This is a genomic window from Paenibacillus sp. OK076 (assembly GCF_900110055.1).
Classification (GTDB): Bacteria; Bacillota; Bacilli; order Paenibacillales; family Paenibacillaceae; genus Paenibacillus.
This window is the reverse complement of sequence record NZ_FOCH01000007.1, coordinates 121,051-135,548: the sequence shown is the minus strand read 5'-3', so window position 1 is coordinate 135,548 and position 14,498 is coordinate 121,051. Positions and strand designations below refer to the sequence as shown.

14 protein-coding genes are annotated in these 14,498 nt (G+C 46.9%); 12 read left to right on the top strand and 2 right to left on the bottom strand.

Annotation, left to right across the window (positions count from 1 at the left end):
• Window positions 1-244 precede the first annotated feature (244 nt).
• From BMY78_RS29965 to corA, 4 genes are all read left to right on the top strand, one after another.
• Complete coding sequence (locus BMY78_RS29965) at window positions 245-1,312, top strand: DUF3048 domain-containing protein (protein WP_090904872.1); 1,068 nt, start codon at window positions 245-247, stop codon at window positions 1,310-1,312.
• 216 nt (window positions 1,313-1,528) lie between these two features.
• Entirely contained in the window at window positions 1,529-2,146 is a 618-nt protein-coding gene (locus tag BMY78_RS29960) for a DUF47 domain-containing protein (RefSeq protein WP_062327047.1), read from the top strand.
• Window positions 2,147-2,160: 14 nt separating this feature from the next.
• Window positions 2,161-3,150, top strand: a complete 990-nt coding sequence (locus BMY78_RS29955; RefSeq protein WP_090904871.1) for an inorganic phosphate transporter — start codon at window positions 2,161-2,163, stop codon at window positions 3,148-3,150.
• A 352-nt stretch (window positions 3,151-3,502) separates the two neighbouring features.
• On the top strand, window positions 3,503-4,462 hold the full coding sequence (gene corA / locus BMY78_RS29950; protein ID WP_090904870.1) for a magnesium/cobalt transporter CorA: 960 nt from the start codon (window positions 3,503-3,505) through the stop codon (window positions 4,460-4,462).
• 361 nt (window positions 4,463-4,823) lie between these two features.
• Here corA and BMY78_RS29945 read toward each other — a convergent pair whose 3' ends face one another.
• A complete protein-coding gene (locus BMY78_RS29945; protein ID WP_090904869.1) occupies window positions 4,824-5,915 on the bottom strand; it encodes a DNA alkylation repair protein in 1,092 nt (363 codons plus the stop codon).
• 182 nt (window positions 5,916-6,097) lie between these two features.
• The gene (locus BMY78_RS29940; protein ID WP_090904868.1) at window positions 6,098-6,724 is read right to left on the bottom strand and encodes a hypothetical protein; all 627 of its coding nucleotides are present in this window, start codon (window positions 6,722-6,724) and stop codon (window positions 6,098-6,100) included.
• A gap of 448 nt (window positions 6,725-7,172) precedes the next feature.
• Here BMY78_RS29940 and BMY78_RS29935 point away from each other — a divergent pair, with 448 nt between their 5' ends.
• The 8 genes from BMY78_RS29935 (at window position 7,173) to bioC (ending at window position 14,497) form a co-directional block, all read left to right on the top strand.
• Complete coding sequence (locus BMY78_RS29935) at window positions 7,173-7,463, top strand: YerC/YecD family TrpR-related protein (protein ID WP_017690665.1); 291 nt, start codon at window positions 7,173-7,175, stop codon at window positions 7,461-7,463.
• 2 nt (window positions 7,464-7,465) lie between these two features.
• Window positions 7,466-8,245 (top strand): sirohydrochlorin chelatase, encoded by a 780-nt coding sequence (locus BMY78_RS29930; protein ID WP_090904867.1) that lies wholly within the window; start codon window positions 7,466-7,468, stop codon window positions 8,243-8,245.
• A gap of 331 nt (window positions 8,246-8,576) precedes the next feature.
• Window positions 8,577-9,935 carry an adenosylmethionine--8-amino-7-oxononanoate transaminase gene (bioA, locus tag BMY78_RS29925; protein ID WP_090904866.1) on the top strand — a complete coding sequence of 453 codons (1,359 nt, stop codon included), beginning with the start codon at window positions 8,577-8,579 and terminating at the stop codon, window positions 9,933-9,935.
• A complete protein-coding gene (bioD, locus tag BMY78_RS29920; RefSeq protein ID WP_090904865.1) occupies window positions 9,932-10,666 on the top strand; it encodes a dethiobiotin synthase in 735 nt (244 codons plus the stop codon). The genes bioA and bioD overlap by 4 nt, the downstream gene beginning before the upstream one ends.
• A gap of 2 nt (window positions 10,667-10,668) precedes the next feature.
• On the top strand, window positions 10,669-11,667 hold the full coding sequence (gene bioB, locus BMY78_RS29915) for a biotin synthase BioB (RefSeq protein WP_079697194.1): 999 nt from the start codon (window positions 10,669-10,671) through the stop codon (window positions 11,665-11,667).
• On the top strand, window positions 11,657-12,859 hold the full coding sequence (bioF, locus tag BMY78_RS29910; RefSeq protein WP_256222520.1) for an 8-amino-7-oxononanoate synthase: 1,203 nt from the start codon (window positions 11,657-11,659) through the stop codon (window positions 12,857-12,859). The genes bioB and bioF overlap by 11 nt, the downstream gene beginning before the upstream one ends.
• On the top strand, window positions 12,856-13,653 hold the full coding sequence (locus BMY78_RS29905; protein WP_256222519.1) for an alpha/beta hydrolase: 798 nt from the start codon (window positions 12,856-12,858) through the stop codon (window positions 13,651-13,653). Before bioF ends, BMY78_RS29905 begins: the two co-directional genes overlap by 4 nt.
• The gene (bioC, locus tag BMY78_RS29900; protein ID WP_090904863.1) at window positions 13,634-14,497 is read left to right on the top strand and encodes a malonyl-ACP O-methyltransferase BioC; all 864 of its coding nucleotides are present in this window, start codon (window positions 13,634-13,636) and stop codon (window positions 14,495-14,497) included. Before BMY78_RS29905 ends, bioC begins: the two co-directional genes overlap by 20 nt.
• The last annotated feature ends 1 nt before the right edge of the window (window position 14,498 follow it).

Genomic DNA, 14,498 nt, shown 5'->3' with positions numbered 1-14,498 from the left:
CTTGTTTGTGATTATTATCACAATCTAGTTCAAATTTTAAGTAAGGTTTGAGAAGTTCACATTTAGGACATATTTTTCATCCTGACTCAGGTTTCAAATGTAAAATGCAGGGTAGAAAATACGCTCTCTATCGAAGACAAATGGTGCTGTGTGTGATTAAATGGAAAGAAATACGTGAAATGGTCACCTTCATAAGAGCAACTACAGCCTAGATTTCAGCCATATCGTTCAGGAGGTACATATATTGAAGCAATTGAAATGGAACAAGATGGTTTCTGCGGCATCAGTGCTTATTCTGGCCTCAAGTCTGGTTGCTTGCCAGAGTAAGGAGATGGTTCAAATTCCAAAGCCGGAGTCCGTTCCTACACCCGTACAGGAAGAACAAGAGACGGAAGAGCCTGCTACGTCGCTCTATACAGCCCCATTGACGGGTCTGCCTGTTGATGAAGCCATTACGCGCCGCCCATTGGCGGTTATGATTAACAATGCTCCTGCAGCACGGCCCCAATCCGGTCTGAGTGCGGCAGATATTATGATCGAAGTGCTCGCTGAGGGAGGCATCACCCGTTTTATTGCCATCTTCCAAAGCGAAGGCGGGGCAGAGACGGTTGGGCCCGTGCGCAGTATCCGTCCGTATCTGATCGAGCTTGGTGAGAGTTATGATGGGGTATTGGTTCATGCGGGTGGCAGCCCGGATGCCTATTCCATTTTGCAAAAGCAGCAGAAACAGCATATGGATGAGATATCGAATAGCGGCCCTTATTTCTGGCGTTCCTCCGATCGTAAAGCACCGCACAATCTGTACACGTCGGCGGACAAGCTGAGAGAAGGCGCGGACACCAAAGGGTATAGTCACGACTTCAAATCCCCTGTATATACGTATAACGAGGAGGGAGCCACGTCTAGCGGGGAGTTGGCCAAGCAGTTCGATATTCATTATTTATTGGAGAGCTACCGGGTCACGTATGATTATGATGAAGTTAGCGGACGATATATGAGATTGGTGAACGGAAAGGCAGATCAGGATCTGGATAACGGCAATCCGATCGGAGCGTCCAACATTATTGTAGCGGGTGCGGATCATAAGGTGCTCGATAATGTGGGCAGATTGTCCGTTAATCTGGAGCAGGGCGGTGAAGCCATGCTGTTTCAGAGAGGCAAAATGATTCGAGGACAGTGGGTCAAAAAACCGGGTGATATTATTCGATTTGTACAAAATGGGACCGAAGTTGCTCTTGTTCCTGGCAAGACTTTTATCAGTATCGTTCCGAATCAGCCAGACTTTGCAGGACATGTCGAAATTGAAAATTAATCCAATTTGAAGAGAAATGTAAACGCAGTGTAAAATTTCATCATCATTTTTCCAGCCATTCCAAATAATTAAGATTCATTTCAGATTTATGTGATAAGAATATAAAAAAGGATCATGCCTTATGTACAAACCGTGAAACATTTATGATAAGATATCAAAGGTTGTCATTTCATGTTTCATCGGTTATCGGCAATTTCTCGTAAAGGGGATAGAGCTATGAAGCTTAAGAAGAAGAAGGATATATTTTTTGAGACACTAGAGAACATGGCAGATACGGTCGTGCAAGCGGCTGATTATTTCTCCCAACATGTTTCCAACCTTCAGGATGTGACTCTTTTTGCCAATGAAATGAAGAAGTACGAGTCCCAGTGTGATGATTATGTTCATACCATCATTACAGAGCTCAACAAGACATTTATCACGCCGATCGAACGCGATGATATTATGGAACTGACAACGACACTTGATGACGTATTGGACGGACTCGAAGCAACGGCTTCCCGTTTCTATATGTACCAACTGACTGACCCGGACGAATATATCGTTCAATTCGCTGAAATTTTGCGCCAATCGGCTTACGAAATTCAGAAGGCCATTCATTTGCTGTCTCAGAAAAAATTGCTGGCGATCCGCGAGTACACGATTCGTCTGAACGATCTGGAAAACCAGGGCGACGAAGTGCTGCGCAACTGTATCAAGAACCTTTTCGCTACTGTGCCTGATCCGATTGAACTGATCAAACGCAAAGAAATTTACGAACGTCTTGAGACAACAACGGATGCTTGTGAACACGTAGCGAATGTGCTCGAATCCATCATCATGCGTAATTCTTAAGGAGCCAGAGAATAATGGAAACAACGATTTGGGTATTGGGTATAGTCGTCTTCCTTGCACTGGCGTTTGACTTCATCAACGGATTCCACGATACGGCGAATGCCATTGCAACTTCGGTCTCGACACGAGCACTGACTCCTCGCCGGGCAATCCTTATGGCTGCCGTGATGAACTTTGTCGGTGCCATGATGTTTACTGGAGTAGCGAAGACGATCGGGGGGAGTGTAACAGACCCCACCAAGCTGGATAACGGGATTGAGGTCGTCATAGTCACCTTAATCGCCGCGATTATCTGGAATCTCGTTACATGGTGGTTCGGAATTCCTTCTTCATCCTCGCATGCATTGATTGGTGCTCTTGCTGGTGCTGTACTTGTTGGCGCAGGGGCTGATAAAGTCAAATGGAGTGGATTTATTGACATCGTCGGAGGGTTGTTATTATCACCTCTGATCGCATTTGCCATCGGGTATGTGGTCATGACCATTCTCAAATATATTTTTGCCAAACGCAGTCCGCATAACGTGAACAAAGGTTTCCGTACGGTACAGATTTTCACAGCAGCACTCCAGGCGTTTACGCATGGTACCAATGATGCACAGAAGGCAATGGGGATCATTACCTTTGCACTCGTTGCAGCAGGCGTACAGGATCATCTGGAAGTTCCGTTGTGGGTTAAAATCTCTGCGGCAACAGCGATGGCTCTTGGTACTTCCATCGGTGGTTGGAAAATCATCAAAACGATGGGAACCAAAATTTTTAAAATTGAACCGATTAACGGATTTGCAGCAGATCTGTCAGCCGCATCTGTTATTTTCACAGCAACCTTGCTCCACCTGCCGGTGAGTACAACTCACGCAATCACATCTGCCATTCTGGGTGTTGGTTCCGCGAAACGTTTCTCAGCCGTGAAATGGGGACTAGCTGGACGTATCATTATTACGTGGTTCATTACAATTCCGATTACCGGGGCGCTGGCAGGATTGTTGTACTGGATCATTTTCTAATTCGAAAAAGTGTTCCAGAACAAATTCTGGATTTCAGACAAACTGTTCATAACGTTGTGAATATCGGGATATGTGGACAATTAAACAACCAAAAAGAAGAGACGCCTGTGCATGAACGTGTGGACAGGCTGGATATGTGGATAGCCATCCGTGGAATGATAAACCAAAAGAAGATATTCCTGTGGATACAGGAGACTGTGGATAGGGAAATGAGAGAAGCCAACAGGGTTGGCTTTTTTTGTTGTCGCGTTTGCAGGATAACGTGTGTATAATGGGCTGTTGCAGGGGACGGTTCAATGGTTAAAGTTGTGCAATAGCGTAAAGGATACAAGACAAGGACGTGGTCTAATTTATGATTCGTACACTCGCCATCTCACGGGATCATCAGGTATCTGTAAATGTACCGCTGACACAGCTGGATCTGCAGGATTACGCCTGGGTATGGGCAGATTTCAATCAGCCTTCCGAAGAGGAAAGCAAGTTACTGGATACATATTTTCATTTTCATCCATTAGCTATTGAGGATTGTATGCATGTGTTGCAGCGACCCAAGCTCGATTATTATGACAATTTGCAGTTCCTCGTGCTGCATGCATTGAATCCGACCACATTGGAAGCGGAAGAGGTGGACCTGTTTCTGGGTGCAAACTTCCTGGTATCCTATCATCACGGGGCCCTGGAGGAAGTCGATGAAGCTTGGGAGCGATTGCTGCATCATGCGCATGAACGAACCATTTGGGCCCGAGGCCCGGTGGCAGCGGCGTATACGGTGATGGACAAGTTGGTCGATCATTATTTCCCGTCTCTATTTGCCATTGAGGATGAGCTGGCTGAACTGGAGAACCGGGGCGGCAAGGAGTCGGTGGAAGACCTGATGAATCAGGTGTTCGACTTGCGCAGTCGATTGCTGAAGCTTAGACGGACGGTAGTGCCCATGCGGGATCTGCTCTATCGGGTAGTCAATTCTCAGCATGTGCAGCGAACTGGGGAGCATACCGTTTATTTTACCGATATCTATGATCATTTGTTGAAGCTGACAGACATGATTGAAGCTGATCGGGAAATGACGGCTGACCTGCGTGACAGTTACATTTCGCTGAATTCCAACCGTATGAACCAGATTATGAAGACCCTCACCGTAATTACAACAGTCTTTATGCCACTGACACTGATCGCGGGGATCTATGGCATGAACTTTGCTTATATGCCTGAGCTGCAATGGAAGTTTGGGTATGGAGCTGTGCTGCTGCTGATGTTTGTTCTGGGCGGAAGCATGGTGGCCTGGTTTGTGAAGCGGGGCTGGTTTAAATAAGAAAGACTAGCAATTGGATAGCAAGTGAAGAGTTAGCGATCTGCACAGATCGCTTCTTTAGCCTGTGTACGATGTGCATAAGAGGGCAAATAGGAGTACATATAGATTCGTTTTCGGAATAGATGTCCACATGTGGATAAGATAAATGAAGAAGCAACATGTGCATAACTTTATTTTGAAGGATATTTGGCTGCTACGAACAGAGTGAAAATAGTAAAAGGCATCTTCAGTAGTGAAGACGCCTTGGGAAATCTCTCGAGCAATGGGTTCCATGAGCTGAATTTGAACAAGGGATGCATATCATAAAATGAACCGTACTACGTTTTCATAACAAGTTGGATGGCTGCATGCATAGTGTAGGTTACTCTGCTTGCTCCAATACAAATGTGGTCTTAGCGGCAGGTTGTCCATTAACGACAATCGTTAGCGTATGCAAACCAGCGTAATGCTTTCTCGTCGTAATGATTTTGAACGATTGCTTCGTTGCAACCTTGGTTCTCCCGGTAGGGAAGGTTTTGTCAGAGCATTTGAACCGCTTGGGTGCCTGCTTACCATTGGCTTTCATATATCCGATTTCATATTCGATTCGCAGCATCTGTGACTGACCACTTTCATTTACCACATCAAAAGAGAAATGAAGATCTTCCCCGATGGCTACGGTATCTCTTGCAAGCTGAAGAAGCTCGATATGTGTCGCATCCTGCTCGACATAACCAAAGAGGCTCAGCGCCTTCGGATGTCCCTTTTTCAGCAAAGAGCGGCTTGCATGACGAACGATCCAATCCGTATGCTCATGTTGTCCGTACCAGCTGGAGGCCAAATCCAGGACCAGTTCAGGGTGGTCTTTCGAGATGTCATTCAGGTGGTTGGCTACACTTTTTCGGACATACAGGGATTCGTCCTGCTTCAATTCATGCAGAATGGGAAGTACGGGTGTTGGATCGGTGATGAACCCCCGAAGTTTGGAACCCCATGGAAGACGTGGACGGCTGCCTTCACTGGCAAGCCTGCGTATATGTTCATTCGGACTGCCCGTCCATTCCATCATGCGTTTCATCGTTTCGATCGGGTATCGTTCAATAAAAGGGCGTACCGCGAACTCGGAACTGGAATAAGGTGTGAAGAGGGTCAAGTACTTCATGGATAGTTCGTAGTTTTCCGGCGCAAGTCCGTTGACTTCAATAAAATCGGGAACGAACAGATACTCGACCCCTCGCATCTGTGGTGCTGCCTGCTCAATCACGTGTAATGCCTCTTCATAGTTGTCAGGGAGAACTTCGGTCAATGCCGACGTAATGCGGCGGATACGAGCTTTGAATTCCAGCTCTCCCCAGCCTTCGGCAAATACAAGTTCACGAAATTGCTGCTTGTCCAACTTGGGGTAGAATTGGTGTAACCATTCCCCTGTCCGGTCGATTAATGCGGGAGTATATTTGTCTTTGAACAGTTCCATAATCCGCCTCCTTTATCTATAACTCAGTATACCTCAATTTACGGGAATAAGAACATAGGTTCTTAAAAAATGGTTAGGAATATTCTCTTATATTAAAGAATGAGTGAATTGATGGGGAGAATAGATGGAAGTGGATTAAGGCACCCCCTTATGTAAGAGGGCGCCTGGGAAAAATGTTAGAGTTATTTGCTTTTTTTGGGACGACGTTTGGTGGAATTGGATTTATTCCGGCCCGTTTTACTACTCGTGTTCCGTTTGCGAGGAGCAGAGGTCGTTTTTTTACGACGTTTGCGTGAGCGAGGTGGCGAATACTCTTCATAATCTTTATCCGCAAGACTGCTGCTCTTTTTTCCTTTTCCAAAGGGCAGAATCCCCATCACCAGTTTCATCATGGGTGCCATCTGTTGGAAGCCGCCAACGACCTTTTGCATTTTGCCGATTCCGTTCATGATGCCATCAATTCCACCGAAGCGGTCGATCATTCCTTTCAGTTCCCCGATGTTGGCCAGGGAAAAGCCTGAGGAAGACGCAGGCGCTTCCACCGGAACAGGGGGAGCAACAGGAGCTCCCCCGCCGAAAAAGTTTCCACCAGGTCCCCCCGGACCACCTGGACTATAAGGTACAAGTCCGGATGCTTCAACCTCTTGGAATTGAGGGTAGTAAGGCTCTACTCCAGGATACATGGGTTGAACCTGAGCTTCATTCAATGCCCGTGGCGGCATATAGGCAGAAGAATGGGCCTGCCGTTGCGTATGGGAAGACGGACGCTGCCGTGGAGCGGGCTGGCGGTGATAATAATGCTGTGGCATGAACTATCACGTTCCTTCTATGTTGGATTTCGGAATTGCGTTCCTTCAGCTGCTGGACGTGCATAACAGACCGAGTCGGAACTCCCTTTTGCTATACTGTATGTCATTAGCGGAGAGACGGCGTAGGCGAGTATCCCGTAAAACGGGATATTTGCGGATTTGGGCGCAGAGAGGATGTCAGCTTCACAGTGGAATTATATTTTTACGACACAAAATTGTCACATTTTAAATTTGATAATTCCTACATAATTAATAGGAAATATACGCGGAAAAAGAGGGAAAATCGTAAGAAAGAGGAGGATTGTGCGCGCACGGAGGACATTCATGCTATATGAAAGCGGTAACATGTATTTTTATTCTGTAGTGCGTGAAATCGTTAACGCTTGAAATACCAACTCAGGCTGGGTACAATGAAGGTACACAGTAACCGCTAGGGGATGATGATGAAATGCAGCTGAAGAAGCTAAATGATAAAAGCATTGAACAATTATTTGAGGCTATTTTGACTCTGAAAGATATTGAAGAGTGTTATGTGTTTTTTGATGACCTCTGCACGGTAAACGAGATTCAATCCATGTCCCAGCGGCTGGAAGTAGCACGTATGCTTGGCAAAGGAAATACCTATAACCAGATTGAAGCGGAGACAGGTGCAAGCACAGCCACGATCTCTCGTGTAAAACGCTGCCTGAACTACGGTAATGACGGTTATAAAATGACGCTGGAACGCCTGGGACGATAAGGATGAAGAAACCGGGTGTACTCATCATTAGTCACGGTTCTCAGGAGAAGACCTGGGTAGAATCCGTCGATGACGCGGTCTCCCGGTTGAATCTGCCTGAATCATTGCCCGTTGAAGCCGGGTTTCTTGAACTGGTGGAAGGACGCCTGATCCAGGACGGTATCAACCGACTGGAAGCACAGGGCGTAACTGATATATTGGTCGTACCTCTGTTCGTATCGTCCGGTAGTACACATGTGGATGAGATTGAGTATGCCATCGGTGCCAAAGACGCTCCGGAGCGTGAGACGGATCTGGAACCCTTTGAGGTGAAAGCACAAGTCCACTTCGGCTATCCTGTGGATAACGACCCGGATATTGCGGTCATGGTCTGGGACAAGGTAAAGGCCCTGTCGCAGCAGCCAGAACAGGAGACGATTCTGCTAGTCGGACATGGGAGTATTCACGATGGATTCCGTCAGCGCTGGGAAGCGGGTATTTCTTCACTCGCACAGCGGGTGCAGGAAGTCAGCGGTGTTGCTCATACCGATTATGCGCTGCTAAATCCGGACAGTGTGTACAGCAAGGCGAAATACTGGAGTGAAGAGCGGGGGAGCCGGGTTATTGTGGCGCCGTTGTTTTTGAGTGCCGGTTATTTCACTATGAAAGTGATTCCGAGCCGACTGAAGGAGCTGGATTACGCGTATAGTGGTGAGACGCTGCTTCCACATCCGCTATTAGGGACGTGGCTGGAGCGCCAAATTCAACGTTTACTGGAAAGATGTAATGAGGGTAAGGTTTAGGATAGGGAAAGCAGGTTGCTGCTAGCGATTATTCCCGTTCTCTCTAACAATAGGTTAAACACAAACGGCAGAGATGCCGTTTTTTTGTTTTTGTATGTACTTTAGACCAAACACGCCGAATCAGGCGTGTTTTTTTGTATTAGGCAAAACCCTCTACGAGGCGAAATTTCGGGTTCAATCCGCGGAGACAGATTGGAGGGTGAGGATTCTAACTCTGAAATGATTCTCTTTACAGGAAAGTTTTTGTCTGATAAGATGTCAACATTCAATTGTTAACCTAAATAATATTTTTGGTTAACAATTGAAATGCTCTTACGGAAGGTGATATCTTGTGACACATTATGAACGGCTTGCAGCCAAAAATAAGGCTCATTTATGGAACCCTTTTACGCAAATGAAAGATTACAATAACTCTGATCCTCTCATCATTGAACGAGGCGAAGGCGTCATGCTGTATGACGTCCAGGGACGTGCTTATTATGATGGCTTCTCCTCGGTTTGGCTTAATGTTCACGGACATAACATACCCGAGCTGAACCAAGCTATAACGGATCAGTTGGAACGTGTTGCACATTCTACGTTACTCGGAATGGCTAATGTGCCAGCTATTGAACTTGCTGAGAAACTAGTAGAGATTTCCCCAGAGGGATTAAATAAAGTATTTTATTCCGATTCGGGAGCAACCGGTGTCGAGATCGCAGTGAAAATGGCGTTTCAATACTGGAAGAACCGAGGAGAAATCGGTAAAACGAATTTTATCACGATGAATCAAGCCTATCACGGAGATACGATTGGTGCGGTGAGTGTCGGGGCAATTCCGTTGTACCATGATGTGTTCCGTCCCATGCTGTTTCCTACTCATGTCATCCCATATCCTTACGTTTATCGACATGAGGATGGCGAGCGGGAAGCCATGGATGCTACGTTAACCGCATTACGTAATGTACTTGAAACGAGTGCAGATGAAATCGCGGCTATTATCGTGGAGCCGATTGTGCAAGGAGCTAGCGGCATCCTGATTATGCCAGAGGGCTGTCTCCGCGAGATGGCAGCACTTTGCCGTACATATGACGTACTATTCATCGCCGATGAGGTGGCGACAGGTTTCGGTAGAACAGGTGCTATGTTTGCTTGTGATCTCGAAGAAGTGTCACCTGACTTGATGGTGATAGGCAAAGGCCTTACAGGCGGCTACTTACCTGTGGCAGCGACACTGGCAACAGATGAGGTGTACAGCGCATTTTATGCCGATTATGAGGAGCAAAAAACATTTTTTCACGGTCATTCCTTCACAGGTAACCCGCTCGGCTGCGCTGTTGCTTTGGCTAACTTGAAACGATTTGAAGAGCGCAATCTGGTGGAAGGTGTAAGAGCAAAGGCGGCTTTTGTAGAGCAGAAGCTCTCAGCACTTAAAGATTCTCCACACGTCGGGGATATCAGGCAAAAGGGACTGATGTTAGGAATTGAGCTTGTACGAGATAAAGCAACTCGGGAACCGTACGATTGGGCCGAACGAATCGGTGTTCGGGTAACGGAGCGGGCCAGAGATCTTGGCATGCTTACGAGACCCCTTGGCAATGTTGTTGTGTTCATGCCTCCTCTCGCTAGCACAGAAGCTGAGCTTGAAGCAATGATTGATATCTTGATGCAATCTATTTTTGACGTCACCGAAGGTGGTTTGGAATCATGAATGTAATTCCCGGATTATTCGTAACAGGTACGGACACAGGGGTTGGAAAAACAATCGTTACAGGGGCTCTTGTTGCTGCTCTTCGTGCTGAAAAGCGGAATATAGGCGTCTGGAAGCCCGTGCAATCCGGTGCACTTCTTGGCAGCGGAGAAACCGACGCGGAACGCCTGTTGCAATACACCGGAATTGATGAGCGTGCCGAGCATGTGGCGCCATTTACATTCGAAGCTCCTCTTACTCCGATGCTCGCTGCCAAGCAGGATGGGGTGGAAATTACGTTACAGGAGATTATCAACGCGGGTCAGTCCCTGGCAAATCGATACGAATCAGTACTCATTGAAGGGGCAGGGGGCGTCGCTGTTCCACTGACCGAAGACTCTCTTGTAGTAGATTTGATCTCGGAGCTTCGAACACCGACCCTGATCGTAGCGCGGACAGGTCTAGGTACGATTAATCATACACTTCTTACAGTGTCATACCTGCAGCAGCATGGGATTAAGATCGTAGGTTTTATTCTGAACGATGGTGAATCTGACGAGATTTATAACGACTCCAGCATCACAACAAACGCAGAATTGATTGAACGTTATTGCGGCATACCCTTTCTTGGACGTTTTCCCCGCTTAATGGACGAAATAAATACAGAATTGTTGATCCAGGTCATTCGAGAGACGATCCAGTTAACACCGATCAGACAGGCATTAACAGTTCAATCCATGGAGGAGGAATGAAGTTGAAAACAACGGTAACTAATCTAGAATGGTCGTCGCTTGCGAATCGATCGTTGAATGGCGAATGTTTAACAATGGAAGAGGGACTTGCCGTGCTTGAAGCAAGCGACGATGAGGTACTGCCGCTAATGCAAGCGGCTTTTCAAGTGAGGCAATATTTTTACGGCAAAAAAGTGAAGCTGAATATGATCATCAACGCCAAAAGCGGCTTTTGTCCCGAAGACTGTGGTTATTGCTCACAATCCATCGTATCCACCGCGCCCATCCAAAAATACAGCTTGCTCGACAAAGAAACGCTGCTTGCAGGTGCACATGAAGCTATGGCGCGTAAAGCAGGAACCTATTGCATTGTAGCTTCAGGCAAAGGTCCCACGAATAAAGAGCTGGATCAAGTGGTAGAAGCGGTAAAAGAAATCCGTGAAACGATGCCACTTAAAATCTGTGCGTGTCTAGGAATCTTGAAGGACGGTCAAGCAGAACGTTTGGCTGAGGCAGGTGTGCACCGATACAATCACAACTTGAACACAAGTAAGGCCAATTATCCATCGATAACCACAACGCATACCTATGACCAGCGAATTGAAACCGTGGAAAAGGTAAAAGCATACGGCATGTCTCCCTGTTCCGGTGTCATTATCGGTATGGGTGAGAGTAATCAGGAAATTGTTGAGATGGCTTTCGCGCTCCGTAAGCTTGATGCGGATTCAATTCCGATTAATTTCCTGAATGCAATACCGGGGACCCCTCTGGAAGGAGCAGGACGCACTCCGGCTATGAAGGCGCTTAAGGTACTGGCACTATTTCGGCTCATCTGTCCATCTAAAGAGATTCGTGTTGCGGGTGGACGCGAGATTAACCTCCGTACATTGCAACCTTTGTCCCTGTATGCTGCTAATTCACTCTTTGTAGGTGATTATTTAACGACAGCAGGTCAGGAAATATCAAATGATCATCAAATGATTGAAGATTTGGGTTTTGAGATTGAGTTAAATGCACTATAAGGCGGTACGAACTACGAACTGGATGGAAAAAGAACTTGCGTTATTGGCTGATGTCTCCAATGAACGTTACTTACGTGACAGTGCTGCGGTTCCAGATTGTCCTGGTTATACGTGGAGAGGAGACCGAGTGCTCCTCAACCTGGCCTCCAATGACTACCTGGGACTTGCGCAACATCCCGCTATCATCGATACCATTCGCGAGGCGCTTCTTACTGAAGGAGGAGGCTCGGGCGCATCTCGTCTTGTTACTGGGAATCGACCGCCTTATGGCCGTCTGGAAGAAGCGCTGGCCACTTGGCAGCATAGTGAAGCTGCGCTTGTTTTTGCAAATGGTTATATGGCTAATTCTGGTGTCATTCGTGCACTCGTGGGCCGGGGTGATGTCGTTTTTAGTGATCAATTAAACCATGCCAGCATCGTGGACGGTATTGTGCTGAGCCGCGCGGAACATGCCCGGTATCGACATAATGATATGGAACATCTGAAGCTATTAATGAACAAACATCGGGATAAACGGCGTAAGCTGATTGTTACGGATGCCGTCTTTTCAATGGATGGTGATCAAGCACACTTGGAAGAGCTCGTTGCGCTCAAACAAGAGTACGGGGCAATGCTGATGGTGGATGAGGCGCACAGCGGAGGCATCTACGGGAAACGGGGGGAAGGACTTTGCTTTAAGCTTGGTCTGCATCATGATGTGGATGTGCATATGGGGACGTTTAGCAAATCATTCGGTTTATATGGAGCTTATATCTGCGGCAGCCGAAAATTAATCCGGTTTCTCGTTAACAAAGCAAGACCACTTATCTATTCAACGGCATTGCCGCCTTCTCTCGTAGCTGGTATTTCAACAGCGTTAACTTTGGTACAAGCGGATCATTGGCGCCGCGAACGCCTCTACTCGGCAAGTCAATTATTTCGTTCTTCGCTTAGTGATGCCGGATTTAACGTTGGAACCGGGGAATCCCCTATTGTGCCGATAATTGTCGGTGATAACGAAAGGGCTCTTCGTTTCAGTGAGGCACTTGAAGCAGGCGGTATTGCTGGGATTGCCATCCGACCGCCTACCGTTCCTGATGGCACAGCGCGAATCCGCTTCTCCTTATCGGCCGGTCATACCCCTAAGGAACTGAATGATGCCAGCGCACAAATCTGCAAAATCGGACTGCAGTTAGGAGTGCTGAGCTCATGAGTGCCTTGGATAATAATCCGCTACAAATTGAGCAAGAGAAAAATGGAACTATATTATGGTTAACGGGATGGAGCATGCCTGATGCGGTGTTTGACCGTCTTCGCCTGTTATTGCCTGATTTTCGACATATTTCTGTAGATTATAATGCTGCGGATTCTCCAGAGGAAATGCTGTGTTTAACTGAAACAGCAGTTAAGGACATGTTAGATATTGAAGGAACAGCTTTCAGGGAGAGAGTTTCCCAAGGTCCGCTTCTAATATCAGGTTGGTCGCTTGGAGGTTTACTGGCGCTCAGACTAGCGGCTAAAGGTTACGCGGATGGCCTTGTGCTGTTCGGGGCAACGGCTCGTTTTACCCGTTCAAAAGAAGAGTTTGACCGCGGCTTGGCAGATGCATATGTTAGGCAGATGATCAAAGGGATTTTAAAGGATCAACACGCAGTGGAAACGAATTTTCGAAAGGTGATGTTTACGGAGCAAGAATGGGAGGCGGGTCTTGCTGAACGTCTCCCTCATACAGGTAGCTGGACAACGCAATCACTACTGGCAGGCCTTCAGATTTTACGAAGCGAGGAATGCTTGTCTCAATTGCCCCATATCGATTGTCCGGTTCTTCTTATTCATGGGACTGAGGATAGGATATGTCCTTACGGTGCTGGATTGGAGCTTACAGCTCATTTACCTCAAGCCAAGTTAATTACATTAACAGGCTGCGGGCATGCACCCTTTTTGGGAAAGGAAGTACACATCGCTGATGAATGGAGGAGATGGTGGCATGACCATTGGAAGAAGTAGTGCTGTTCAACGCCAATTTAATCGTAGTGCCACTTCTTATGATGCACATGCTCATATTCAGCGTTCTATGGCTGAGCAGCTAGCAAGATCCCTCGCAGAATGGAAAAACAAAGGGGTCTTAAGTGATCCGAGCATTCTCGAAATCGGTTGTGGAACAGGGGCTTTGACTCAAATCCTAGTAAATGAATGGCCTAGTGCAAATATTACTGCAATTGATATTGCACCCGAGATGATCGAAGTGGCTTCAAAACGGTTCCGATCAGTAGAGCATCCAGGTACTGCGGATTGTACAACGGATAATTTACGTTTTCTACAGGCAGATATCGAAATGTGGGCTGTAAATGCTCCGGAGTCCTCAGTAGATATCATCGTCTCTAACGCCTGTTTTCAATGGCTAAGTTCGCCACAGGAAACACTGGGTCACCTGCGGCGAATGCTGCGCCCGGGTGGCTTGCTCATCTTTACGACCTTCGGGCCTGATACATTTCGTGAGATGCATGAGGCATTTGATGAAGTTTATCGAGCCAACGGGATGGAATCACAGCGGCATGGACTTTCGTTTCATTCACCTGCTCAATGGGAAATTATGCTTCAGGAATCCGGGTATTCTAGTTTCCATTGTGAGCGTTCGATTCATACAGAAAAGTATGCTTCCGCAAGAGATTTCCTGTATTCGGTTAAAGGAATGGGAGCCAGCACTTCAGAAGCAGCACTGATTCCTGGGTACAGTTTACGACGTTTGTTCACCAACATGTATAAGGAGTATGAGGACAAGTTCAGCATAAAGGGAGGAGTCTCTGCGACATATGATCTCCTGTTCATTCAATCCGTAGCTCCTTATTAAC